At 41.9% G+C, this 26,574-nt stretch carries 23 protein-coding genes; 18 read left to right on the top strand and 5 right to left on the bottom strand.

Features of this window, described 5'->3' with window-relative positions; all coding sequences use genetic code 11:
* Window positions 1–53: 53 nt before the first annotated feature.
* Complete coding sequence (locus tag Q0895_RS00910) at window positions 54–719, bottom strand: DUF924 family protein (protein ID WP_299184797.1); 666 nt, start codon at window positions 717–719, stop codon at window positions 54–56.
* Window positions 720–809: 90 nt separating this feature from the next.
* Here Q0895_RS00910 and nspC point away from each other — a divergent pair, with 90 nt between their 5' ends.
* The 16 genes from nspC to radA all read left to right on the top strand — a co-directional run bounded on the left by nspC (window position 810) and on the right by radA (window position 18,384).
* The gene (gene nspC / locus Q0895_RS00905) at window positions 810–2,024 is read left to right on the top strand and encodes a carboxynorspermidine decarboxylase (protein ID WP_299184795.1); all 1,215 of its coding nucleotides are present in this window, start codon (window positions 810–812) and stop codon (window positions 2,022–2,024) included.
* Between the two features lie 428 nt (window positions 2,025–2,452).
* Complete coding sequence (locus Q0895_RS00900; RefSeq protein ID WP_299184793.1) at window positions 2,453–3,724, top strand: saccharopine dehydrogenase family protein; 1,272 nt, start codon at window positions 2,453–2,455, stop codon at window positions 3,722–3,724.
* Between the two features lie 267 nt (window positions 3,725–3,991).
* The gene (gene betT / locus Q0895_RS00895; protein ID WP_299184790.1) at window positions 3,992–6,187 is read left to right on the top strand and encodes a choline BCCT transporter BetT; all 2,196 of its coding nucleotides are present in this window, start codon (window positions 3,992–3,994) and stop codon (window positions 6,185–6,187) included.
* Window positions 6,188–6,354: 167 nt separating this feature from the next.
* Window positions 6,355–6,678: a DHCW motif cupin fold protein gene (locus tag Q0895_RS00890; RefSeq protein WP_299185330.1), complete on the top strand. Its 324-nt coding sequence runs from the start codon at window positions 6,355–6,357 to the stop codon at window positions 6,676–6,678.
* A 93-nt stretch (window positions 6,679–6,771) separates the two neighbouring features.
* Window positions 6,772–7,101, top strand: a complete 330-nt coding sequence (locus tag Q0895_RS00885) for a YnfA family protein (RefSeq protein WP_299184788.1) — start codon at window positions 6,772–6,774, stop codon at window positions 7,099–7,101.
* A 156-nt stretch (window positions 7,102–7,257) separates the two neighbouring features.
* Entirely contained in the window at window positions 7,258–7,872 is a 615-nt protein-coding gene (locus Q0895_RS00880; protein ID WP_299184786.1) for a 6-carboxytetrahydropterin synthase, read from the top strand.
* Window positions 7,872–8,390, top strand: a complete 519-nt coding sequence (gene tsaE / locus Q0895_RS00875; RefSeq protein ID WP_299184784.1) for a tRNA (adenosine(37)-N6)-threonylcarbamoyltransferase complex ATPase subunit type 1 TsaE — start codon at window positions 7,872–7,874, stop codon at window positions 8,388–8,390. Before Q0895_RS00880 ends, tsaE begins: the two co-directional genes overlap by 1 nt.
* Before the next feature lie 44 nt (window positions 8,391–8,434).
* The gene (gene mutL, locus Q0895_RS00870; RefSeq protein WP_299184782.1) at window positions 8,435–10,252 is read left to right on the top strand and encodes a DNA mismatch repair endonuclease MutL; all 1,818 of its coding nucleotides are present in this window, start codon (window positions 8,435–8,437) and stop codon (window positions 10,250–10,252) included.
* A 96-nt stretch (window positions 10,253–10,348) separates the two neighbouring features.
* The gene (gene miaA, locus Q0895_RS00865; protein WP_299184780.1) at window positions 10,349–11,485 is read left to right on the top strand and encodes a tRNA (adenosine(37)-N6)-dimethylallyltransferase MiaA; all 1,137 of its coding nucleotides are present in this window, start codon (window positions 10,349–10,351) and stop codon (window positions 11,483–11,485) included.
* Between the two features lie 415 nt (window positions 11,486–11,900).
* On the top strand, window positions 11,901–12,443 hold the full coding sequence (gene hfq, locus Q0895_RS00860) for an RNA chaperone Hfq (RefSeq protein WP_299184778.1): 543 nt from the start codon (window positions 11,901–11,903) through the stop codon (window positions 12,441–12,443).
* A gap of 248 nt (window positions 12,444–12,691) precedes the next feature.
* On the top strand, window positions 12,692–13,684 hold the full coding sequence (locus tag Q0895_RS00855; RefSeq protein WP_299184776.1) for a KpsF/GutQ family sugar-phosphate isomerase: 993 nt from the start codon (window positions 12,692–12,694) through the stop codon (window positions 13,682–13,684).
* A gap of 57 nt (window positions 13,685–13,741) precedes the next feature.
* On the top strand, window positions 13,742–14,308 hold the full coding sequence (locus Q0895_RS00850) for an HAD hydrolase family protein (protein ID WP_299184775.1): 567 nt from the start codon (window positions 13,742–13,744) through the stop codon (window positions 14,306–14,308).
* Window positions 14,305–14,892 (top strand): LPS export ABC transporter periplasmic protein LptC, encoded by a 588-nt coding sequence (lptC, locus tag Q0895_RS00845; protein ID WP_299184774.1) that lies wholly within the window; start codon window positions 14,305–14,307, stop codon window positions 14,890–14,892. Before Q0895_RS00850 ends, lptC begins: the two co-directional genes overlap by 4 nt.
* A 361-nt stretch (window positions 14,893–15,253) precedes the next feature.
* Window positions 15,254–15,769: a lipopolysaccharide transport periplasmic protein LptA gene (gene lptA, locus Q0895_RS00840; protein WP_178379363.1), complete on the top strand. Its 516-nt coding sequence runs from the start codon at window positions 15,254–15,256 to the stop codon at window positions 15,767–15,769.
* A 104-nt stretch (window positions 15,770–15,873) separates the two neighbouring features.
* Window positions 15,874–16,626 carry an LPS export ABC transporter ATP-binding protein gene (lptB, locus tag Q0895_RS00835; protein WP_299185328.1) on the top strand — a complete coding sequence of 251 codons (753 nt, stop codon included), beginning with the start codon at window positions 15,874–15,876 and terminating at the stop codon, window positions 16,624–16,626.
* 312 nt (window positions 16,627–16,938) lie between these two features.
* Window positions 16,939–18,384 carry a DNA repair protein RadA gene (gene radA / locus Q0895_RS00830; protein WP_299184773.1) on the top strand — a complete coding sequence of 482 codons (1,446 nt, stop codon included), beginning with the start codon at window positions 16,939–16,941 and terminating at the stop codon, window positions 18,382–18,384.
* A 190-nt stretch (window positions 18,385–18,574) separates the two neighbouring features.
* On the opposite strand, the gene Q0895_RS00825 is transcribed toward radA, so the two are convergent.
* Window positions 18,575–19,189, bottom strand: coding sequence for a septal ring lytic transglycosylase RlpA family protein (locus Q0895_RS00825; RefSeq protein WP_058368921.1), 615 nt, complete (start codon window positions 19,187–19,189; stop codon window positions 18,575–18,577).
* A gap of 902 nt (window positions 19,190–20,091) precedes the next feature.
* Window positions 20,092–21,234: a rod shape-determining protein RodA gene (rodA, locus tag Q0895_RS00820; protein ID WP_299184770.1), complete on the bottom strand. Its 1,143-nt coding sequence runs from the start codon at window positions 21,232–21,234 to the stop codon at window positions 20,092–20,094.
* Between the two features lie 290 nt (window positions 21,235–21,524).
* On the opposite strand from rodA, the gene Q0895_RS00815 reads away from it, so the two are divergent.
* Window positions 21,525–22,475 (top strand): D-Ala-D-Ala carboxypeptidase family metallohydrolase, encoded by a 951-nt coding sequence (locus Q0895_RS00815; protein ID WP_299184769.1) that lies wholly within the window; start codon window positions 21,525–21,527, stop codon window positions 22,473–22,475.
* Between the two features lie 255 nt (window positions 22,476–22,730).
* Window positions 22,731–23,291 (top strand): hypothetical protein, encoded by a 561-nt coding sequence (locus Q0895_RS00810; RefSeq protein WP_299184767.1) that lies wholly within the window; start codon window positions 22,731–22,733, stop codon window positions 23,289–23,291.
* A gap of 51 nt (window positions 23,292–23,342) precedes the next feature.
* Here Q0895_RS00810 and Q0895_RS00805 read toward each other — a convergent pair whose 3' ends face one another.
* Both Q0895_RS00805 and Q0895_RS00800 read right to left on the bottom strand, forming a co-directional pair.
* Window positions 23,343–24,875, bottom strand: a complete 1,533-nt coding sequence (locus Q0895_RS00805) for a pitrilysin family protein (protein WP_299184765.1) — start codon at window positions 24,873–24,875, stop codon at window positions 23,343–23,345.
* Between the two features lie 158 nt (window positions 24,876–25,033).
* Window positions 25,034–26,485 (bottom strand): pitrilysin family protein, encoded by a 1,452-nt coding sequence (locus Q0895_RS00800; RefSeq protein WP_299185327.1) that lies wholly within the window; start codon window positions 26,483–26,485, stop codon window positions 25,034–25,036.
* Window positions 26,486–26,574: the final 89 nt, after the last annotated feature.

Genomic DNA, 26,574 nt, shown 5'->3' with positions numbered 1-26,574 from the left:
AAGAAGGGCTGAATCAGATTGCTGATCCAGCCCTTCTTCTAAGGCGAAAAGACTTAAAATGATGAATTTGGCTGCTTTAAAAACTCTTCTTCTGCAGCAGTCGACTCTCGATCCAATATGTCATTACGGTGCGGATAGCGGCCAAACTGTTCAATGATGTCCTTATGACGATGCTCAAAGTCGAGTGTCATCGCGTCATCTAACTGTTCAAACAATGGTAAGTAGCGCTCATGAATCATCAAAGATTCAGAATGCATAAACGGCATAATCATAAATTTGCGCCACTGCGCGGGTAGGGTATCGAAATGTGGTTGTTGAATGGCTTCTTGCGCTAATACTAGTGCCATTCCATCTTGCGCAAAAGCATCTGCTTGATCGCGGCACAGATTGCGTGAAAACTGATCGAGCACGATAATCTCTGCCAAGCGTCCTGCTAGAGCGGTGATGGAGCTGTTGCTATCTGCTGGCGCGTCTGCAATACGCCAGGTCACGCATTCGCCTTGCTGGGCGGCTTGCCAAATATCGCCAAATTTGTTTTTTATTTGCTTATCAAAGTTATCATTTTTTTCAAACCAATACGCCTCATTGTCTTTATCGAACCAAAAATCTAAGACAGCACGCGCATCAGCGTTAAGATATTCTAAATTGATATGTTCTAGATCGAGTTGCGATAAATTAGCTTGGCTGGCAGAGGTGGAATAATCAGTTGATAGTGACATAAGATATTCTAATTATAATGAATTTAGTCTACTATAGCGCAATTATTTATATCTGTCATGATGCCAACTGCAACGATTAGGTAACCACTTATGAATACAATAAACCCTGAAAAAACCACTCCCTCATTACCGCCTACGCCTTATTATTTGCTTGATGAAACAGCAATCGTTGCCAATATGCAGATTATCGCGCGTCTGTGTGAGTTGTCTGGTGCTAAGGCTTTGCTTGCGCTCAAGTGTTTTGCCACGTGGGGTGTGTTTGATGTCATGCAGCTTTATTTGCATGGTACGACTTCGTCATCGCTCAATGAAGTGCGTTTAGGCTATGAGACCTTCGGTAATAATGGTGATGCCAATAACAGTGATAAAAAAGAAACCCATGCCTATAGCGTCGCCTATAGCTTGGATGAAATTGATGAAGTATTAAGCTACGCGGACAAGATTATTTTTAACTCCATTTCGCAGTTGCATGCCTTTAAAGATAAGGCGCATACAAAAAACATACCTGTAGGGCTACGTCTCAACCCAAAGACCAGCAACTCGTCTTTTATTATCGCAGATCCTGCCCGTCCTTTTAGCCGCTTGGGCGAGCATGATAAGGATAAAATCAAGGCGGTACTGAGCGATATCACAGGCGTCATGATTCATAACAACTGCGAGAATGATAGCTTTGAGGCGTTTAGTGCAAGCTTAGCTGATATCGAAGATAGGTTTGGTGATATTTTAGCGCAACTTGAGTGGGTGAGTTTGGGCGGCGGTATTCATTTTATTGCGCCTGATTATCCGCTAGAAAAATTAGCCGACAGATTAAAAGGCTTTAGTGAAAAATACGGCGTACAAGTCTATCTTGAGCCGGGCGAGGCGAGTATCCATGGCGCTGGCACGCTGGTCACGACAGTGCTGGACACCATGCACAATGACAAAAATCTCGCCGTCGTCGATGCCTCTATCGAGGCGCATATGCTTGATTTGCTGATTTATCGTGAGTCTGCGCCAATCACTTCTGTCAATGCAGAGTCAGTGGAGGTGATGCCTGTCGAACAAGTACAACAAGACGCTGCTGACAATACTATTATCTACGGACGCTCTTGCTTGGCTGGCGATATCTTTGGCGAGTATGCTTTGGCGCATGAGCTGCAAGTAGGCGACACCGTCGCATTTGGTAATGCGGCAGGCTATACCATGGTTAAGAAAAATTGGTTTAATGGTGTTAATATGCCAGCGATTGTGATTCGACGTCTAGATGGCAGTATTGATGTGCAGCGCGAATTTGATTATCAAGATTACAAAGCCAGCTTGTCTTAGTATATTTGAATCCAAATAAATCAGATACATGGCTATCAAGCCGCTCAATGAAAAGTTGTTTTTCTTGCTTGCTGTGCCTACGCAGACAGATGCTGCGAAAAACAACTTTTCATCTCACTGTATCGTTTTTATATCGGATTGACTATATAAGGCTTCGTTGTTAAGGTTAAGTTATCAAAAACAAAGACTTAAGGGTAAGGGTTTAAACTTTAAATTCATTGGTTTTTTCTACATTATTTTTGTCGATAGTGGGATAAAAATTGTTATAATCGCCTCGGGCAAACAGCCATCGATGAAATGGTGCTTGCCTGACGGGTGCGTGGGTTTTCCTCGGTCTTCCTTTTTAATTCACGCATATCATTCACTCGTTTCTGTTTTGCATAGCCAATATCAATGGTATCGACAGGGACACAAAGGAGGATTGTTCATTGAACACAAATCAAACCAAATCTAGTAAAAAAAATGTGCTTATCATTGGTGCAGGTGGTGTCGCGCAAGTGGCTGCGCATAAGTGTGCGATGCATAATGATGTGCTGGGCGAGATTCACATTGCTTCACGTACCAAAGATAAGTGCGATGCTATCGCTCAAAGCGTCAAAGACAAAGGTAGCTTTAAGCAAGCGGCAGTCTTGCATACTCATCAAGTCGATGCCATGGACAGTCAAGCGCTTGTGCAACTAATACAAGACACAGGCGTACAAATCGTCATTAATGTTGGTTCAGCATTTATCAATATGACCGTATTAGAGGCTTGTATTGAGACGGGCGTGGCTTATATTGACACAGCTATCCATGAAGATCCGCGTAAGATTTGTGAGACGCCGCCATGGTATGACAACTATGAGTGGAAGCGTAAACAGCGCTGTGCGGACAACAACGTCACAGCGATCTTGGGTGCAGGGTTTGATCCGGGTGTGGTCAACGCTTATGCGCGTCTGGGCTATGACATGATGGATGCAGGTTCGGTGACTGATATTGATATTATCGATATCAATGCGGGCAGCCACGGTAAGTATTTCGCCACCAACTTCGACCCTGAGATTAATTTCCGTGAGTTTACCGGTACAGTTTACTCTTGGCAGGATAGCAAGTGGCAGTCGAATAAGATGTTTGAAGTTAAGCGCACCGATGATCTACCTGTAGTCGGTGAGCAAAACAGCTACTTAAGTGGTCATGACGAGATTCATTCTTTATCAGCCAACTTAGATGTGCCAAACATTCGTTTTTGGATGGGCTTTGGCGAGCACTATATTAATGTCTTTACCGTGCTCCAAAACCTAGGTCTATTGTCTGAGCAGCCAGTAACGACCGCCGAAGGACAAGAAGTAATTCCGTTAAAAGTGGTCAAAGCGGTACTACCAGACCCAAGCTCGCTTGCCCCAAACTATACCGGCAAGACTTGCATCGGTGACAAGGTCAAAGGCCAGATAAATGGCGTCGATACTGAGGTGTTTATTTATAATGTCTCAGACCATAAAGACGCCTACAATGAAGTTGATAGCCAAGGTATCTCTTATACCGCAGGCGTGCCACCTGTCGCGGCTGCCATTCTGGTCGCCACTGGCGAATGGGACGCGGGCAAGATGGTAAACGTCGAAGAGCTCGATGCTAAGCCTTTTATCAATCTATTGAATAAGATTGGTTTGCCAACCCGTATTCAAGACGCCAATGGTGACAGAGCGCTTGAGTTTGATATTTAAAAAATTATTTGTCTGCTAAATAAGCCCACCTATTCTTTTTGAAGATAGGTGGGCTTTTTAATATATTTAAATATCACTAGCCATTTACACTTTCTATACTCATTCCATGAACATCATCGATAACAAACCTGCATTACACATTACCACCACTATTAAATTACTGAGTATATGACATAATCCTATTATCAAATAATATAATTACTTAGCTTATGATTTAGATCTTTTGCAAACGATCAAACTAAGCTCGAGGTAGGGAGTAAAATAAGAATGACCAACGAACCAAATGACGACAATTTAACCGAGGCTGGCAAGCCAAACGAACAAATTGAGAGTTCACGTACGCCGTTTGAGCGCAGTCAATTTGGTGGTACAGAGCGTCAATCTAAACCCTTTGATGAAGACCTACCCATATCCCGTAGCGATCTTAGACGAGGCGCGCAAGAGTTGTCAGAAAACAGCGTGGCTCATATTAATTGGAGCGTGCTGATTATCTCATCGTTAGTCATTGTTGCCTTTTCATTATGGGCAATTTTTATGCCTGCTGGTGCCAGTACAACTATGAAAACAGTCGTGGACTGGATTGCAACCAACCTTGGCTGGTATTACGTGATTACCATGGTGATGGTCATTGGTTTTGTACTGTGGGTGGCATTGTCTAAAGAGGGCAGTGTGCGCCTTGGGCCTGATGATTCACGGCCACAGTATAAGCTTGGCACGTGGGCGGCGATGTTATTTGCCGCTGGGGTTGGTATTGATCTATTGTTTTTCTCGGTTACTGGTCCTGTTGTCCAGTATTTAACGCCACCCTCTGGTGATGGGGCGAGTGCTGAAGCCATGCAGGATGCCGTTGTTTGGACGATGTTTCATTACGGTATCGCTGGTTGGTCAGTTTATGCATTGCTTGGTATGGCCATGGGGTATTTTGCCTATCGCTGGAATATGCCGTTATCGATTCGTGCCGCTTTATACCCCCTGCTTGGTAAGCGTGTAAAAGGCTCTATTGGTCATGGTATTAGTATTATCGCCTTAGTAGGTACGGTGTTTGGTGTCGCGACGACGATGGGCATTGGTGTGGTACTGCTCAACGTTGGTTTCTCAAAGCTATTTGGCTTAGAAGAAGGCTTAACGCTGCAAATAGCATTGGTGGTTGGCGCCGTTATTCTGACCATTTTGGCGACTACTTCAGGCGTTGATCGCGGTATCCGCTGGATATCGGAGCTGAACCTTTGGAGTGCAGTGGCGATGATGGCGTTTATTCTTGTCGCTGGCGAAACAGCCTTCTTATTAAATGCTCTGGTCGAAAATTTGGGACAGTTCTTTGTGACTTTGCCCTCTAGAATGTTCAAAACCTTTGCTTATGTGCCTGGCAGTAGCGACTGGATGGGCAGTTGGACGCTGTTCTTTTGGGCGTTTTGGCTGGCATGGGGGCCATTTGTTGGTGTGTTTTTAGCTCGTATCTCACGTGGGCGTACGCTACGTGAGTTCGTCATTGCAGCGATTACTGTACCTGTATTATGTGATTTTATTATTGTTTCTTTCTTTGGGAACTCGGCCCTTTATGAGGTTTTGCAAGGCAATACAGCCTTCGCTGAGCTTGCCATTCAAAGCCCTGAGCGCGGTTGGTATGCATTGCTTGAATTATTTCCAGGAGCGACTATTTTAGTGGCTTTGGCGACACTTTCAGGTTTACTGTTCTATATCACCAGTGCCAACTCAGGCGCGATGGTTATGTCAAACTTCTCAACGTCCATTCCCGATCCAAGCGAGGACGGTCCTAAGTGGCTACGTATATTTTGGGCGGTATTGACAGCGATGTTGACTATCTCTATGTTGATTGCAGGCGGGGTCATTACGATGGAGTATGCCACGCTTATCTTTGCGCTTCCAGTGACTATTATTGCCTACCTAGTGATGTTATCTTTTTCTAAAGCGCTAAGAATTGAGCGCGCTGAAAACGAAGGCAAAGTGCTACGCCGTCCTTCTATAGCGCCAAGTGGCGGTCATATACCAGAGCGTTCATGGAAGCAGCGGTTGGGGCAGATGCTGACTTATCCTTCCAAGCGTGAAGCGGTACAATACTTGGATCGTGTCGTGAGACCTGCGCTCAATGATGTGGCCAATGAGTTTGAACGTCAAGGTTATGAGATTGACCGTGATAATATTCCACATATAGATAACGATATTGATATTGGTGGCCCACTATTAAAAGTCGCCTCCGATGCGAAGAATAACTTTTATTATCAAGTGTCAATGGTCGAGACACCATCACCGACTTTTAGTGGCAAAATGGCGCCAAATACTGACGTTTATTACCGTTTAGAGGTGACAACCCAGACCGGTTCAGGCGGTTATGATTTAATGGGCTTGACCAAGCAGCAAGTAATCGACGATGTGCTTGAACAATATCAAGCCTATTTAACCTTTATTAGTACACCAGCAGACACGGTAGTCAATACATTATAAAAATATATTAGCGCTCGCTTTAATTAAGTTGCTTGGTACTTCTTTTGGATTGTATTAACCATACTATGAGTATAAACCTAAGGTTACCGCTAGGTTTTAGCGATAATAAGTAAAAAGCTTTATGACGAGTTTATCAATAATTAAATCAGGGAGATGATGTCGTGGAAATGAAGAATATACCGTTTGGGATTACCGACTGGACGGAAGTAGAAGCAGTAGAAGTCAAAGGTGAGACTGGCGCAGGGTATTGGAAAACGCTTGAATTTAATAATATCAATGTGCATATGGTTGAGTATTCTGCAGGCTACCTTGCTGATCACTGGTGCTATAAAGGGCATATTTTGTTGTGTGTGGAAGGAGAGCTGCACACAGAGTTAAAGGATGGTCGAACCTTTACTCTAACGCCGGGTATGACTTATCAAGTAGCGGACGATACAATCGCACATCGTTCATCAACGCAGGTAGGCGCTAAGCTATATATTGTTGATTAAAAGTATGCATCATCCACAACAATAGAACTTTATAAAACAAGAGTATGAACTGCAATATATGGCAGCTTTTATCCTAATCAAGGAGTCGTTGATTTGACTGAATTAAGGACTGTTGGTCTTTTTGTGCTGACAGCATTAGCGGAGATTACTGGCTGTTATTTGCCTTATCTTTGGCTAAGAGAAGGTAAATCCATTTGGCTATTGATTCCTGGTGTGCTTAGTCTGGCAGCCTTTGTATGGCTGTTGACATTACATCCAACTGAAGCTGGTCGAGTTTATGCGGCTTACGGCGGTGTATACATTACGATGGCAATTTTATGGTTATGGGCCATAAACGGCATTCGGCCAACTTCATGGGATATATTGGGCTCTGCAGTTGCGCTGACAGGGATGGCGATTATTATGTTCGCCCCGCGTCAGTAGTCATTGATGGCTTTAAGGAATAGAGGTGTTAATAAGTGCTTACTTACGGATACATATTGATTTGCTATAATAAGTGGTAAGCAATGATTAAGTCAGGCAAACTCCTACTGGTTAATATTTAGCACGATAGTGCTTATTGTTTTGGTCAAAATTATTATGCGTATACGTAAACTATTCAAATTCGAAAATGCTCATATTGTGCGTAATTGTAGCTCTGAGCGCTGCAAACATTCTATTCATGGTCACAGTTATCAGATTGAGCTGATTCTTGAGGCCAAGCGTTTAGATCATGGACAGATGGTCTATGATTTTGGGCTACTAAAATCCTCAATCAAGGATATTATTGATAGCTTTGATCATGCCATTTGTTTTTGGAGCAAAGACGATCCTGAGTATATTGCTGCTTGCAAAAAATTTAGCGCTCGTTGGATAAGTTTACCAGTGTCGCCATCTGCAGAGCAGTTCTCACGTGTGATATTCTTTTGGGCGCAAGAGATCTTACAGCAAACCCAAATGCAAAATGGGGAAGCCGACGTCAGTGTTTATTCGGTAATCGCTCACGAGACTGCTACCGGTTACGCGCAATGCTTCGCTGAAGATGTGGCAAACACGCAAATGGGTAAGCTTGACTTAGAGGACTTTGAGTTTAGCGATCAAGTACGCGCTGAGTGGCATGATCCTGAGCTGTATACTAAATTGATTGGTGGTGAACGTTTTGTCAATCCATCGGTAACCATGCAAGTCTATGAACAACAAGTGGGTACAGTCTAATGTTTAACCATAACGATACCTGTTTGAGCGATAAACAGTTGCAAATATTGACCTTATATTCAGAAACCGATACTGAGCGTTTGGCTGAGCAGCTTGCTACTTTGCTACCTTCAGGTAGTATCTGGTTGGCGGGTGATTTGGGGGCAGGCAAAACCACATTGACACGCTATTGGTTACAAGCATTAGGGCATAAGGGCGCGGTGAAAAGCCCGACCTATACTTTGGTTGAGCCTTATAGTATTGAGCAAGATGACGGTACAACTAAGCTTGTTTATCATACTGATTTATACCGTATACAAGATCCTGAAGAGTTGTCTCTTATTGGTTTTGATGAATATCTTGAGGACAAAAACGCCCTAGTAATCATCGAATGGCCAAGTCGCGCTGACAATTATCTACCACCGCCTGCGTTGTTTATTGATATTACCCAAAGCGTAGATGAGACCCGTCAGGTTGAGATAAGACTATCAAAGGTAGGACAAGTGCAAGGACTGGACTTATCATTACTAAAAATTTAGTTTGGTAAAATACGTTCGCGTTTCACAATATATGATACTCCTCAATGCCAGATAACTATCCAAATACACGTATCAAAAAACTATCACCACTGCTGATCAATCAACTGGCAGCCGGTGAGGTCGTAACGCGTCCGGCAGCAGTGGTTAAAGAGCTGCTAGAAAATGCCATTGATGCTGGTGCTTGCAATATTGAAGTACATATCACTCAAGGTGGTATGGGTATGATAGAGGTAGTGGACGACGGTATCGGCATTCATCCTGATGATATGGTCATGGCAATTACTCGTCATGCGACCAGTAAAGTCGCTGATGTGGCTAATTTGCATGGTATTACGACGTTAGGTTTTCGTGGGGAGGCATTGGCAGCGACAGCGGCTGTTTCTCGCCTAACTTTAACCAGTAGTCATGATGACAGCGGTATTGGTCGTCAGTTACAGGTCGCAGGCGTATTAGAAGATAGCCCAAAGCTAGTACCTGTCGTACATAAACGCGGTACGACGATCACGGTTAAAGATTTATACTTTAACGTACCAGCACGCCGAGGCAATCTAAAGTCTATTGCGACTGAGTTTGGACATATCGAAACCATCGTACGTGAAGTAGCTTTGGCGCGGGCAGATGTGGCACTAAGTCTGTTTCACGATAATAAAAAGCGCTTGGCACTATCGTCAAGTTCTATAGTACCAAGTCTGATGTCTACAAATGACAAATATGAACGCGAGCAGTCTGCCGGAGGCAATGGGAGTAGTGATAACGCTAATCGTTTGCCCTTATCACGCCTTGAGCAAGCAACTGGTATCTCATTGATGGATGGCGCATTAGAGGTAATGGTCGATCTATCTAGTCTAATGCAGCCATCTGTAGAATATGCTGACCAAGCAAATGCTAGCAGCCAGGCAAGTATCAATGGTTGGCTATGGCCTAGTGATAAACAAACGCAGCAGCAGGACAGTTTGCCAAAGCTATTGTATGTGAATGGCCGCTTGGTTAAAGAACCAATAATCAGTAATCAGATTCGACAACTTGCACAGCATGCTCAGTTAGATGTCATGGGGTATGCGCTTTATTTTGATGTTCCTACTCAGTGGCTCAATATTAATGTGCATCCGTCTAAACAGCGTATTAAGATAAGCCCGCTTAATAACATCATGGCGCATTTAAGCCATGCAATTCGTTTAAAGCTAAAAACGAAAGCTTCGACAAGTAAACCACTGGATGATTTGTCACTTAACACGTCTGCTACTAACGACTTAGTACAAAGCCGGCAAGTACAAACGCCTAAATATCCGTATCAGGTATCATCAGACACGACGTTTTCTAAAAAACCAGCGAACTCTTATTCAGTAAACGCTTCTGCAAAAAAGTCTTATACTAACAAATCATTGCAGCAAAATAGCGAGCCTCTAAGCGTAGTCTCAAATGATAGCGTTGATAACGTTAGTGTTTTAAATGGTTCAGATATACCAATAAAATCTCTGCCAGTTTGCTTAGACATTATCAATAGTATGGATAGCGTGACAAGTAAAACCCCCTCCATTGAAGCTATTAGTCATAATACATTGCCTTGGCTATTATTTTATAATCAAGGACAATGTGTACTAATTAGTGCAGAGGTTTGGCAGTCGAAAATGCGCGCACTATTTGAGTCGCATATACTAAGTGATAATGTACTTAAAAGAAGCAAACGGCCTGATAGTCCCATGTATATCAACCAACAGCTTACAACCGTAAGTACACAGATGAGTGCGCAGGATTTGGCAGTTTTTATAGCAGATACAGAAAAGCTGCTAATTGATGAAGCAATCATAAATATTGATCGCAACCAACTGGTCTCATTTATGTTGTCCTCTATACCTGAATAAATCACGCCCCAATCTAATTACGAAGACAAACAATAGGCTTCTAAACAGCTAGTCTTTGGTTCGACTATTTAAATTATTACTCATAAAGGCAATTTTATGCAGCTTGCGTCTAATAGTATTACTCCTAAATTGGCGGATAATAGCGTGGTTTGCTTGATGGCACCAACTGCTAGCGGCAAGACTGCCTTGGCCTACGAGCTATATGATACTGGTCGTTATGAGCTAATCTCAGTAGACTCAGCATTGATATACCGCGATATGAATATAGGTACGGCCAAACCTACGACCACTGAGCTTGCGCGTTACCCACATCATCTAGTTAATATTATTGACCCTATGCAAAGCTATAGCGTGGCTGAATTCGTCAGTGATGTCGCTCGCTTGATTGATAGCTGTCATAATAATGGCAAAATACCGCTGTTGGTAGGTGGCACCATGATGTATTACATGGCGTTACTCGACGGGCTATCTCCAGTACCAGATAGTGAAGACAGTATTCGTGTACGTGTGGAGCAGTGGCGACAAGCAGAAGGTATTCAGGCACTATTTGACTATCTTGGTAAAGTGGATCCCAGCAGTCATCAGCGTCTTCATGCAACTGATACCCAGCGTATCACGCGCGCCATAGAAGTATATTTGCAAACTGACATTGCTATAAGCGACTGGCAGCGTAAACCTAAAAAAGCACTAGCAAACAATCCACATCAGCAGTGGCATGCACTTACAGTGATGCCAGATCGATCTTGGCTGCATAAGCGTATCGAGCAGCGTTTAGATATTATGTGGCGTGAGGGGCTAGTAGCTGAAGTAGTTGGTTTGCTTGAAACCTATCCGCTGACACCTAATATGCCATCTATGCGCTGCGTTGGTTATCGGCAAGTCTTGGAGTACTTAACACATATTAATCATCGAGTATTTGAGCAGCCACATCTTAATAAGAGGCAGTTTGAAGATGTCTTTGGCAAATTTGAAAACCCAAGCAAACAAAACGTAGGACAAGATAAAGCACTGCAATCACAGTCGTCAACGCTTGCTAGTCAAACCGAGGCGCTTGCTTGTTATCAAATGCAAAATAAGGCATTATATGCTACAAGACAACTGGCCAAACGCCAATATACTTGGTTACGTAAGCTAGCCCAATTGTCAAATATCGATAAAGATTTGCACAATAACAACGAAATTGCCATATCATCCTACAAATCTATAGCGCAAGCTGGAGAGTACCTACGCTAATTGATTTACTGATCTTAGTCAATAATAATATTTAAGCAACATAAAATATTAAATGTTGATTGTTTTTAGGAATTTAGTAGTAGTGAGAATAAGTTATAAATAGACACAGATGGAAAGTACAAATCACAATAAGTTGCAAAGTTTGGCTTAGATAGCTGTTATAATTTGTTAACCTGACATTTACAATATTACAATATGTCGTATTCACTATCATTTATTTACTATTGTTATAGAAATCACTGATTACTTATTTGTTTACAATAATATAATATTGAAACAAAGTAGAATTGATAAAGAAAAACTGGTGCTTATTTAGATACGTTTTATTAGTAAATCTTATTATTGTATCTTTTTCTAACCATTATAATTAAACAAGCACTTATAATATAATTATATAAAATTTGGGAGAGTTTTTATGTCAAAAGGACAAACATTACAAGATCCGTTCTTAAACTCACTACGCAAAGATCGTATTCCAGTGTCCATTTTTTTGGTAAATGGTATTAAGTTACAAGGCCAAATTGAATCATTTGACCAATATGTTGTTTTATTAAAAAATACGGTTAGCCAAATGGTTTATAAGCATGCCATCTCGACTGTAGTTCCAGCACGTAATCCACGAGGCGCCAGTACTACTGCATCATCGAGTAGTGGTATGCAAACCCAAGGTACCAGTGGGTATCAAGGCGGCAGTATTAATAGTGGTTTTGAGAGAAGTGGTAGCGTCAGTGGCGGCTTTGAAGAGCGTGGCTTTGCTTCTAATCGTAGCGGTTTTAATCGTGGTGGTTTTGGTCAGGGACAAGACCGCGGGTTTGAGCGTGGTGGTTTAGGTCAAAGTCAGGATCGTAGCTTTGATCGCAGTGGTTTTGGTCAAGACCGTGGTTTTGAGACGCCAGCAGAAAACACTGGCTTTGATGACAAGTCAAACAACGATTTTGATGATAACAATAACAATTAATTGATAACATCTGTATCTGTAAAGGTATGTTGTTGAAGTCTATTTCAATAAAAAGACCTGCTGCCCAGTGGGTCTTTTTTGTATCAACGTTTTAACTATTTTAGAGCTACTAAATGGTTAAATGGAACAACGAATAGAATGTCTTAGCGACGTCTAAACAACACTTTACGCGCTGTTTTAAACCATATTATTAAAATGGCTTCCACTATAGTAAAATATGTTATTAATGATAATTACCGAGTCAAACCATGAGCAACTGTACAAACAACCTTACCCATGACCAATTTATAACCACTGCTGTTGATGCTATTCAAACTGAGATAGCCGCGTTGGCATTATTAACTGAACAGATAGACGATAGGTTTGTGCAGGCTTGCGAGATAATCTTGGCTTGTAAAGGTCGCGTAGTCGTGACTGGTATGGGTAAGTCAGGACTGATTGGGCGCAAGATAGCAGCGACGTTTGCCTCAACTGGTACACCAGCGTTTTTTATGCACCCTGGCGAAGCAGGTCATGGCGACTTAGGAATGCTGGTAAAAGGCGATGTGCTACTTGCTATCTCCAATTCTGGAGAGTCTGATGAAATCAAGACGTTACTGCCAGTGGTTAAGCGCCTAGGCATCCCGCTTATTAGTATCAGTCGGGACAAGCGCGGTATGTTGCCACGCGCAGCCGACATCATGTTGATACTTGGCAAGTCCCAAGAAGCGTGTCCGCTTAATCTAGCACCTACTTCTAGTACGACAGCGACTTTAGCATTAGGAGATGCTTTGGCAGTTGCTTTGGTACATGCACGTAACTTTACCTCAGAAGACTTTGCTTTATCACATCCAGCAGGTGCGCTTGGTCGCCAGCTATTAACACGGGTAGAGGATTTGATGCATAGTAATGTAGATGATTTACCACTCGTCAACCAAAAAGCACCATTGCAAGATGCTTTGTTTACGATGTCTGCGGGCCGTTTGGGCATGACCGTTGTGATCGACGATGAGCAAAAAGTCGTTGGCGTGTTTACAGATGGGGATTTGCGCCGTGGTTTAGAAAAACGTATCGACCTTGCAACCCCAATACAAGATGTGATGAGCACGAATCCTCGCCAAGTAAGTAAGTCGATGCGCGCATCTGATGCTTTAAGTGTCATGAATGAAAATGGAATCAGTCAGTTATTAATAATAGATGAGGAAGGGCGTTTGGAGGCTATTATCACTGTGCATGATTTGCTACAAGCAGGTGTAAAATAAGCGCTTAAACCGAGTAGGTTTTACATTCAAATAATAAGATTTTATAAGAGATAAATTATGCAAGACTTAATCGAAAAAGCAGGGCTGGTCAAAATGTTGGTCTTGGACGTTGATGGTATCTTATCAAATGGTCAGATTATCTACGATGCTAATGGCATTGAGACTAAAGCGTTTTCGGTACAAGATGGAGTCGGTATCAAGTCTTTGGCACGCTATGGTATTTTAACTGCCATTATTACAGGCCGTAATAGCCCTATGGTCAATAAGCGCGCCGCAGAGATAGGCATCAACTATGTGGTGCAAGGTCGTGATGATAAGCTTATCGCCTTAAAAGAGCTGCTGTCTAGCTTAGATCCAGCGCTCGATATTACTGCTGCCGACTGCGCTTATATGGGTGATGATTTACCTGATATTAAAGCTCTGCAAACCGTCGGCTTTGCTGCGACAGTACCCAATGCTCATGCTGAGGTTATTAATCGCAGCGATATGGTAACGACGCGCGTTGGCGGGATGGGGGCAGTGCGTGAAGTATGTGATCTGATTTTAAAAGGTCATGGGCGATATCAAGACTTTATTGCGCACTATACACTTGATGAAGTACCAGCGCAGGATAACTTATCGTGAATACTCGTGTCTTAGTTGTTCTAGCTTTAATCATCGCCGGTATTGCTGGTTGGTTTTTTCAACAACAAGGTAAGGTCACACCGCCAGTAAACATAGAAGCCTCTGAGGTTGATTATGAAGCGACTGATATAAAAGCGGTACAAACCAATGAAGAAGGTGAGACTGAATACGAGGTAAATGCCGACTCACTGACGCATAATCCAGTGACCAACCAAGATGAGATGTCAGGTATTACCATGAACTGGGAGCCATCTGATGAACAGCGTTATCAGATCCAAGCAGGTAGTGCCACTATCAACCAACAAACAGGAGAGCTGCGTCTGTCTGGTGGTTTTACGTTAGTCAGTGAAGACAAAGCGGATGGTGCATCAGATATTGAACCTATTAAAGTTACAGGCCAAACGCTTAAAGGAAACACCAAGTCTCGTCAAGTCTATAGTGATGAATCTGTTAAAGTTGAACAGGGTATGAATCGCTTTGAGGCTTCTAGTATGAAGGCTAATCTTGAAACTGGTGAATATGAGTTTGGACAAGTGGCTGTGACTTTTACGCCTGCTGAGCGTCAGGACCAAGCTTTATTTTAATATCTTGTATATTACGTATTATTGCTTTAGATAGTTTAAAATATAGTGAGTTCAGTATAAAAACGATACAGTGGGACTGGGATGAATTTTACGCAGCATCGAGCCAGCGGCGCAAGCACAGCACGCCAAAAAAATTTATACCAGTTCCGCATTGAAATATAATGTATCTGTTTTATTTAAAAACGAGTTGGTAAAGGTAATAGTAGTAATTGGCTCGCTTATTGCTACTTATTCATGTAATCAATCTAGGTTGCTCGTACTTTCTAATAGCTTTTGCTTGTCTACTACTTATCACTTTCTCACTCTAAAAGAGTAACTGCTTATGAAATCTAACTTTTTGCCTGTCATTAGCCAAAATTATATGTCGCAAATATTACGTGTGTTGCCGACAGCTATGCTAATAGCATTACCGCTATATAGTCATGCGTTGCCATCAGATGCTAACCAGCCCATTAAATTGTTGGCAGATAAAGCGACCTATAGTGAGCGTACAGGTGTCACTAGTTACTCTGGTAATGTCATTATTACCCAAGGCACATTAAAGCTTACCGCTGATGATATCACTGTGAATTTATCGCAGCAGCGCAGCATCAATTCAGCAGTGGCGACCGGACGTCCAGCGACCATGCAACAAGTTATCACTCAAGAAAAAGGTCTAGCAAAAGGTCAGGCAAACAAGATTGATTACAATGCGGTGAGCGGTATTATTACTTTAACGGGTAATGCGAAACTGGTGCAAAACGGCGCCAGCTTTGCTGGTAATGTCATTCGTTATAGCCTAAAAGCTGGCGATGTCGAAGCGACAGCTGGTGGCAATCAGCGTGTTGAGTTGGTACTTCCGCCCAATAATAGTACCAATCAAAGCAGTATACGCTAAAACAATTTACCAAGTCTTATCAGCATTTAAATTTGCCTTAGTATGAGTAACGTATGAGCGATAATAGTAGTTTTAATAGCGACCTCGATGGTCACAATACATCTATGTTAAATGACACATCTACGCCCACTGTTGAACGGCTGACGATGCAAAATTTAGGCAAACGTTACGGTAAGCGCTGGGTAGTCAAAGATGTCTCGTTCTCGGTTGAGCAAGGTCAAGTGGTTGGGCTATTAGGGCCCAATGGTGCAGGTAAGACAACCAGCTTTTATATGGTGGTTGGTTTGGTCAATATGGACAAAGGCCGTGTAACCTTGGGTAAAATGGATTTGTCCAAGTATGCCATGCATGAGCGTGCTCGAGCTGGTATTGGTTATTTGCCGCAAGAAGCCTCTATTTTTCGTAAGCTATCTATTGAAGAAAATATTTTAGCTATTTTACAAACTCGTAAAGAGCTATCAGCTAATCAGCAAAAGCAAGAGCTTGAAAAGCTGATTGGAGAATTCCATTTAGAGCATGTACGAAAGTCATTGGGCATGAGCGTCTCAGGCGGTGAGCGTCGTCGCTGCGAGATTGCACGCGCCTTGGCCGCTGACCCCAAGTTTATCTTGTTAGATGAGCCTTTCGCTGGGGTTGATCCCATCTCAGTTGGTGATATTAAAGATGTCATCCTAACGTTAAAAAATCGAGGTATAGGCGTACTTATTACCGATCACAACGTACGCGAGACACTCGCTATCTGTGAAAAAGCTTACATTGTCTCAGAGGGGGCCATCATTGCTGAAGGTACGGCATGTGAAATCTTAGACAATGAGCTGGTAAAATCGGTTTACTTAGGTAAAGATTTCCAAGTGTAGGTCATGGTTTGCATTGGCTTTTTATTGCTCAAAAAATGCGTTAATAGATGATTAAGCACACACTTATGACGCCTCATTGACCTTGAGTTTTTGTCTGTCAGCACCATTTAATTAAAGTATCTCAACTATGCACCAATGGTCTTGGTCAGTGACCATTGGGCTATATTCAACATATCCAACCTTATTCTTTCTTATCAAAGCGATTATTAATTCATCATAATCTATGATGCCTCTTTTTCTATAACTAACAATACTTTAATAACAGTATTTTGACCTCTTTTTAACTCGCAATTTAAATAGGGCGCATACACGATGGCAAAAAACAAAAGTAGCTATGTCTGTCAGCACTGCGGTGCGCATTTTGGTAAATGGTCAGGACAGTGCTCTGACTGTGGCGAATGGAACAGTTTGGTTGAAGCACCAAATGTCAGCATGCCACATCATAATAAAAACACAGCCAAACCCGCTGCCAATCGAGCAGCACCGCGCAGTGCAAACGGTAGTACCTCGACAGGGAATTATTCAGGAACGCAAAGTGCAGTTATGCCACTTAATGCCGTTAGCATGACATTAGATACACGACTACCAACAGGTATTGGGGAGTTTGATCGAGTATTGGGCGGCGGGCTGGTAGCGGGTTCCGTGGTACTAATAGGTGGTGATCCAGGTATTGGTAAATCTACTATCTTACTTCAAACAGCGACCAATATGGCGCGTGCTGATTCATTAGCAGGTAGTGCGCTTTATGTCACAGGGGAAGAATCACTGGCACAGGTGGCGATGCGAGCCAAACGTCTAGACTTGCCTGCTGATCGCTTGCGAGTGTTGGCTGAGACCAATGTAGAAACTATTTGTGCTGCCTTGACTCAAGAGCAGCCTGCCATTGCTATTATTGATTCGATTCAAACCATTTATACGGATGCCATCAATTCGGCTCCAGGCGGCGTTAGTCAAATACGTGAGTCGGCAGCGATTTTGACTCGTTATGCCAAACAAACGGGAACAGCTTTATTTTTGGTTGGCCATGTGACCAAAGAAGGTACGCTTGCGGGACCACGTGTGCTTGAGCATATGGTTGATACAGTTTTGTACTTTGAAGGCCAGTCTGATTCAAGATTTAGAATGATCCGTGCTGTCAAAAACCGCTTTGGCGCGGTCAATGAGTTGGGCATCTTTGGGATGACAGATATGGGTCTTAAAGAGGTTGCCAATCCATCTGCTATATTTCTGAGTCGCTATGATAAGCCTGTTGCAGGATCAGTGGTGATGGTTAGCCGTGAAGGTACGCGTCCGCTATTGGTTGAGGTACAGGCGTTGGTCGATGACTCACAAGGGCAGCCAAGACGTATGGCACTAGGGCTTGATTTTCAGCGTTTATCGATGCTACTTGCCGTGATGCACCGTCATGGCGGTATTCATACCAGTGGACAAGACGTTTATGTCAACGTAGTTGGCGGCGTCAAAGTAATAGAAACGGGCTCTGATTTGGCAGTATTATTAGCTTGTGCGTCAAGTATTAGAGAAAAGCCATTACCTTCATCATTGGCAGTGTTTGGTGAGGTAGGTTTGTCGGGCGAGATTCGCCCTGTACCAAACGGACAAGAGCGCTTAAAAGAAGCCATGAAGCACGGTTTTACTCACGCTATTATCCCAAAGTCAAATGCCCCTGCCAGTGACTCTCCGCAGTTTAAGGGTATTGTCGTACATGCTGTAGAGCGCTTAGATGATGCAATAGAAAGAGCGTTTGAGATTTATTAGTTGTGTCAATAAAAGGATATGTCAACAAAATAACTTTTAAAGACAGTAACCATAAAAAAAGTGTCAAACTTATATAAGTTTGACACTTTTTTATATTTTTAGGCGTTTTTAGAGGAATAGTTTTTATATGCCTGCTTCTACATGCTTATAGTTCTCATGCAATTTTACAAGCGTCAACTTTAGAATACAACTATGGACCTGAAACACGTTCAATTGACACATTACCAACGCCTTTATTGGTAATACCCAAACGTTTGGCTGCACCATAAGACAAATCTAGAACGCGATTGCCATGGAATGGACCTCGATCATTTACCTTTACAACCACACTTTTGCCGTTGGTTTTATTGGTCACTTTTACATAGCAATTCAATGGCAACGAGCGATGAGCAGCGGTCAGACCATTCATATCAAAAGTATCACCGCTGGCTGTTTTACGACCATGAAACTTACGACCATACCAAGAAGCAAGGCCAGTTTGCTTAAATTTACTGACAGAATTAGAAGCAACAGCAGTCAATCGCTCTAATACATCTTCATCATCGGTAACTTGACTCGTATCATCAGCTAGCAAAGAGCTGTTAATAGCTAGCGATACTGGTTGACGCGCAGATTTTACTAAGCTTGAAGCATTATCATGTTGACGAGTAAGCTCACCAAGGACACGATCAATATGGGAGGCGTTATCTTGAGACAAAGTCGTAAGAGACGTTTTTGCTTCAACTGCGTTAGCATTAGAAGCTACTGCAGAGCCAGCAAACAAACACACTGACATTGTAAGTAAACCAGATAGACGCTTATTCATAGGTACCTCTATAACTTATATATTAAGACCCAATATTTAAAACCTTATAATGAACACAATAAAAACGAATAACTCTGATAGCGTGACAGCTTTACTATACTTACCGATAGTACAAGATCGGTAGAGTAAGAGTGGTCTTTATATAGGTCTTAAAACATGGATAATCTTTACAGTGCAAATTAATAAAACAAAACCAGTTATTAATAAAACAAAAATATAACTATGATGGTTTGTTATGAGTCAGTTAAATTAGGTAGTAACTTTGAAAAACTAATTGCTCACTATACGGAGTAGCTACGACCAGAATATAATTAATTGCAATCTTTTTTATTAACTGTGTATTGGTTATGTATCAAAGAGTATTAAAAAGAGAGTACCGCAATTTTTTGTAAATGGCAAGCATTAAAATATCATAACAAATGTCAATTATATAAAAATATAAAACCGTATATTTGAGTAACTTTAGAAACATTTATGTAATAATAACAATGGTTTATAATTTCTACGTACACGATATTTGTAAATTATTTATTAGGATTACTTTCTTGATCTGTAGAATTGGTTTTCGTAATTTTATATGTTCTCTATATATTCATTAATACGAATTTATATTGTTTATAATGTATTTTTATATATACCATATGATGAATATATATAAATGTGTATAAATTATCTTTCTATTTTATATCCCAATATTTTTACCTATATTTTTACGAACTTTTTTTGACTTTAATTTAAATTTTTCTAATGTTATTTGAAGTTTATAGCAGTAGCATGTTTATGAACTTATTTCATCCAAGATTAACTGCATATAAGATTTGAGTTAAGTAATAAAAAACCTGCTACATAGTTCCATGAGCAGGTAACGTGTGGTCTTATATGATGCTCAACTTTGTTTAGCTCTAATCGCCCCTATGAGTGTGAATAGACATTAAAAGTCCAAACCCTCCCATTAATGTCACGATTGCGGTGCCGCCATAACTAATAAAGGGTAGAGGTACGCCAACTACAGGTAGAATGCCTCCTACCATACCGACATTGACGAAAACATAGACAAAAAACGACATAGCAATAGCGCCCGCCAGTAGGCGACTATAATTGTCAGGATGCGTAAAAGCAATATAGAGCGCACGTACCAATAAGCATGCGTATATCAGCATCAGTAGTATTACGCCAAATAAGCCAAACTCTTCTGAAAAAGCTGCGATAATAAAATCAGTATGACCTTCAGGTAAAAAATGCAGTTGTGACTGTGTGCCCTCCAAATAACCTTTACCTGACAAACCGCCAGAACCTATGGCTGTCTTTGATTGAATGATATTCCAGCCAGCCCCTTGGACATCGGCTTCAGGGTTTAGCAGCGTTAGTACGCGTGTGCGCTGATAATCATGTAATAAAAAATTCCAAGCGATAGCGACAAGAGGTACGGCTAGGATGGCTGCGGCTAAAATCAGTCGCCAAGATAGCCCTGCCAAAAATAGAACAAAGAGCCCGCTTGCTGCTACCAGTAATGATGTACCAAGATCTGGCTCTTTTGCAATTAGTATGACTGGTACAATGATAATGCCCAAAGTAATCATGATACTAGAAAATGACGGCGGCAAATCTCGTTTGGATAAAAACCATGCACACATCATTGGCATGCCAAGCTTCATAAACTCTGATGGCTGAACGCTGCCAAATCCTGGTAAATTGATCCAGCGCTGTGCTCCCATCCGTACTTCACCAATAATCTCAACCAATACCAGTAATATTAGTCCCATTACATAAAATACAGGCGTCAACGTACGATATAGACTAGGCGGTATCTGCGCCATAACAAACATAACTGTAAAAGCGACCCCGTAGCTGACTGTTTGCCTCAGAACCATACCAACATCTTGAGTTGAGGCGCTATATAAGATAGTCAACCCAATACAGCAGATAAGTAGTAACAGTATCGTTAACCATGGGTCTATATGAATATGTTGCAACAGTGTTCGTTCATGACGTTGACCGAAATGATGGCTCTGGCGCGAAAAGCGATACTGGGGGTTTGAGGACATAGGCAAGAGTGACTGTAATCAAGGAAGGTATATGGAAAGGACTGGTTTGCAAGTATGCGTCATATAGTAGTCAAAGAATTAATAGTAAAAGAATGAGCTAATTATAAAAAATGACAATACTAGAAGTAAATAGCAAGATTATTCACCATTATCAGGAGCAATAGTTTAGCTTGCTTGCGTAAAATTTGATAGTATCGATAAAATATTTATTAGTAATAACGACTCACATGACTTATGTAAATAATAGACTTTATAAGTCTTTCTATAAATCTGTATGCAAACAGACTAAGATGTTTATTCTTCAAAATGACATCTGTCCTTCTATAACTCTAAAATCCCATATGACATCGATTATAAAGCCCCTAGCTATATTCATTGTTTGTAGTAGTAGTATTGGACATGCTGCGATTTTGAATGATAGCGAGCGCCGTATTCAAGTGCGTCATAGCAGTAGCAATGCTTATGTTGCACCTTCTACCAATACCAGATCGACCGTAATAAGTGGCGATAGTATGCAAGGTTTAATTGAACAAAAACAACGCGAGTATGAGCTTGAGGCCAAACTATCGATTGAGGAGAACAAACGAGTAAATGTTAATACTCGTCGACCCAATTATAATACATCAAGCATTAAAAAGGTGACGTATAATCCCAAGTACAATACAGCCAGTAATACTTATAATAGTACGGCCAGTATGGATTTTGCTGACTGGTTAAACAGTAATAGCTTTCGGGCGCAAGAGGTTGCCAATTATCATCGTTATTTAAGCGCACAGATTGGCGCGCAAAACGTACCGCCACTTGAAGAGCTACTCACTACCGCACGTAGCTGGGATAAATGTGGCTATGAGCCTTATCAGCTACCGCCCCAAGAGTTGTGGTCAAATATCGTCCCTACTTTGAGGCTTTATACCAATCTAAAAAATCAGGGTATCTTGCCTGCAAGTAGTAAAATACGTTCGGTATATCGTAGTCCAGGTCTCAATGGTTGTGCAGGTGGGGCAAACAATAGCAAACATATGACTGCGGGCGCTATAGATATTTGGGTACCTGAATACGCAGATGATTTTTGGCAGCTAAGCAACTTACAAGATAATTTGTGCCAGTATTGGCAGTATCAAGGTCAATCTCACAATTTTGGGCTAGGGTTGTACTCAACTGGCGCGATTCATCTAGATACGCAAGGCTATCGAAAATGGGGGTTTCATCATACTAGTAGTAGCTCATCATGCCGCTACTAAACCCAGATAGCAGGATAGCTTAATAGATAAAACAAGGTAAAATCCCCGACACCAAATTATTTAAGTATGACTAATCTATTAAGCGTGTTTCGAGCCCTAAATAAGTGTCATATTATCGTTTGATTGAACCTTTAGTCATTAAAAGCTGGTCACGTCATCTCAAACCATGTTCTAATATTGTTGAATAATTGTCCATATTTTATATGTTTTCTTGTTTTAAAAACAAAAAACCATGGTTTGATACAAGCAGGATTTATGAAGGGTTTTCGGTCAATAATATCAAATGCCTACCGTTTGCATTTAAAGAATATAATACATACTCAATCGAATATGCCGTATCTGGCATTGATTGCTATTACACTATTAGTTGTGCTCATTAGTCATTCTTGTAGCCCGGAAGTCTCTGTCGACCCTAAAGCTAATACTGTAATGAATGCGCAAAAACAGCTTGAAGCTGCAAACATTGAAGATAATATCAAAAACTCTTATGCACGCTTAGCCGCCAATCGCACAGATATCTGTCCCAAACTATTACAAAAAGATATGGGCAGTAGTAATATTGAGCGAGTTGATGAGGTGATGGTCGATGATTACTGCGATTATTTTTTATACCTAGATACTGGGCAGCGTCTTGATGTCGATGTCGACAACAGACAAATTGAGGCGCTATTAATTGTGCCTACTATACATAATTTCGCTAATGGAGAGTATCAAGTAGCATCTTATAATAAACATGTGATCCGATTGGCTTATAATGGAGCCACATATAAGCCTGAACGCTTAAGCTACGATGTGGCGATAACGGTTACGGACTAAATATCTATAGCATCTCTTTTCATATTGCATCAAAACCTTTTGCCAAAAACGCTATTTAGCTTTTATTACTTTATTATTTTTCCAAGGATCGTCCTGTCCGACTGTTACGATTAAGAATTTGTCTGGATTAAGCGTATCTCGCATAGTCTGATTGACTCCTGAGAGCTCAACGTTGTCAATACGCGTTATATAATTGGTCAAATAATCATCTGGTAGCTGATAAAAATTCATCATTCCTAGCAAGCCATTAATCCCCGCATTACTCGCAAAACCCATTGGAAAGCTATTCTTCATATTGTCTGTGGTCAGACGCAGCTCGTTATTAGTAATCCCACTATCTAACGTATCATCAATGACAGCTAGGCTCGCATCAATGGCATCACGAGCCTTATCATTGCGCGTCGAAAAACCTATCTGATAAGGACCACGTGCCAACATGGGACTCATAGAGCCTGATATACCGTAAGTATAGCCTAGGTTTTGACGAATCTCCGTCATTAAACGTGCATTAAAATTACCACCTGCTAATACTTCGTTGCCAATAGCAAAGTTGGTTTGTTGCTGCTGGGCTTGTGGATCGGTGGCACGTTTGCTACCTAACTGACCCATCAATACAGTGGTCTGAGTGCTAGGAAAGGGGATATGGATATGCTGTGCTTGAGTGAGTGGCTTTGGCTCAGGTAAAGCGTCCGCTGCCACACCTTTGGGTAAATTAGCAGTAATGTCTTCAGCCAGCCTTTTAGCTTGGGCGAGCGTTAAGTTACCAGTCATTGCTAATGAAGCGTTGGCAGCGACAAGGTAGCGGTTTTGAAAATCAGTCAGATCTTTTTTCTCGATGCTGGGCACAGTCTCAAGCGTGCCCGACGAAGGATGAGCATAAGGATGGCTGCCATATAGCGCTTTATCAAAAGCAAGGCTGGCAAGGCTATTAGGATCTTGCTTTTGCTGTTGCAAGCCAACCAATAAACGGGCTTTATTACGCGCTAAAATTGATTGATCGAAATTTGGCTGTGTTAGCATTTGTGTCATCAAATCAATCGCGGGCAACAAATGCCCGTCATCAGAGAGGCTGCGTAACGAGACGATAAACATATCTTTATACGCACGACTATTTAAATTAATCCCTAATGTCTCAACTGCTCGCGTAAAGTCGTCTTCGCTCAAATTCTCAGTGCCTTGCGTGAGCATGGTCGCGGTCATATTGGCAATACCGAAACCGTTCGAGCGTATATTACCATCGCGTGCGCTACCTGCATTAAAGCGTAAATCAATATCGACGATAGGCAGCGTGGTTGCGCGTACAAAAGATACAGGCACGCCAGCTGTTGTTTTAAAGTGTTCGATAGCGGGTACAGTCACTTGTAACGGTTTAACGTTGTTAAGACTAGTAAGCTTAGACAATGCGGCAATGGGTGCATTTGCATCGACTGCAGCAGGCTCACGATATTCTTCGGTGCCAACTGAGTCTGCATAAGCTGGAGTGATAAAGACAGTTAATCCTACTACGATGCTGGCACTAAGATAAGACTTTCGAACAGGTTTAGACTGGCTTAAATCTTTACGTTGGGACGTTTTTTTTATCATGGGTATCGAAATTTTTTGAGTCATTTCTTTCTTCTTATAGATGTTCTTAAATAATGAGTTTTTTTAAGAATGGATTAAGGCGTAAAACTATGGTAAATATCAGAATTCTATTCCAAACGCTGAATTTTGACCAATGAATTTCAATCATTGAGTTTTAATTACTTGCTTGTCTCAGCTTTATCCGTCTTTTCTTTAGGCGGTATGATATGCATCACGGTCAGGTTATCCTTTACAAGATACTTTTTACTAGCAGCCTGGATATCAGCGACGCTCACGCCATCGAGCTTGGCAGGTAAGCTTGCAAGCAGTCTGTCATCAAGCCCGATAGACTGCAGCGAACCTATCATGCGTGCTTGGCCTTGCATACTGTCTTGCGCATAGACTAAGCCTGTCACAGTATTGGTTTTGGCACGACTGATTTCATCGGCATTGATAGGGTCAGTGGCCAGCTTCTTGATTTCAGCGGTAATAGCATTTTGTGCTTGCGCTAAGCTCACGCCCTCACGCGGGGTCGCTTGAATTAAGAACAACCCATCACCGCGATCAAGCAAATCATAAGAAGTTCCAACGCTGGTAAGCAAACCTTGCTCACGTATGAGTCGGCTTTCTAGGCGCGCTGATAGCCCGCCATCTAAGACATCTTGAGCAAGTGATAGCGCATAAGCCTGCTTTTCGTTATCCGCGCCAACGGTTGTTAGGCTAGGGACGTTGTAACCCATTAACAATACGGGCACTTGTACTGCTTGCTCAGAGTCAATTTTCTTATAACCACGAAAGCCTTGTTGCTTTACTGCAGGGCGGGTTGGTAATTTGCTGGCAGGCAAGTCACCAAAATAGCGTTTAACTTGCGCCAAGACCTCTTCTGGGTCAACGTCACCGACGATGACTAAAGTGGCGTTATTGGGAGCATACCAAGTCTGATACCAGTCTTTTAGTTCTGTCAGTTCAATCGATTCAAGCTCGCTCATAGGTCCGATGACAGATTCGCCTTTTGGGCTATCTGGTAAAGCTAACAGTCGAAACGATTCGTAGGCTTTGGCAAGGGGGTTGTCGTCAGTACGCTGGCGGCGCTCTTCCATGACCACTTGATGCTCTTTAGCAAAAGCTTTTTCATCAAAGACTAAATTGGTCATGCGATCCGCTTCTAATTCTAAGGCTAACGGCATTCTATTAGCAGGGAATAGCTCATAGTAGCCAGTGTAATCGTAGCTGGTAAACGCATTATTAACGCCGCCAAACTTGGCAATCAAGCGTTCATAGTCATCACTTGATACATCAGATGTCCCTTTAAACATCATGTGCTCGAGTAGATGCGAGATTCCACCTTTATTTAACGGCTCATCTGCAGAGCCAACCCGATACCAGATCTGCGTCATCGCTACTGGCGCACGATGATCTTCTTTAACGATGATTTTTAGCCCATTTTCTAACTGATACTCATGACGACCTGACATATCGATGGCCAAATCCGAGCTTATGGCTGGCTTATTCGTTGTTTCGTCAGGCTTAGAGGGTTGCTGGAAGTTGCTGGTTTGACAGGCAGCCAAAGTAGTAGCGAGCGTCAGAGCACAAACAATGCGTAGCGAGGTGGCAGATAATGGTGAAGACAAGGACATAGGGTTTTCTACTTATAAAACAGTGGGTAATGAATTTTAGCTAAAAATAAAAAAAGTATAAGCGCTTAAAAGCTAGGTGCAAG

Source organism: uncultured Psychrobacter sp. (assembly GCF_947495825.1).
Classification (GTDB): domain Bacteria; phylum Pseudomonadota; class Gammaproteobacteria; order Pseudomonadales; family Moraxellaceae; genus Psychrobacter.
Note: the sequence above shows the minus strand (reverse complement) of the source record. Positions and strands in the feature narration are given on the sequence as shown.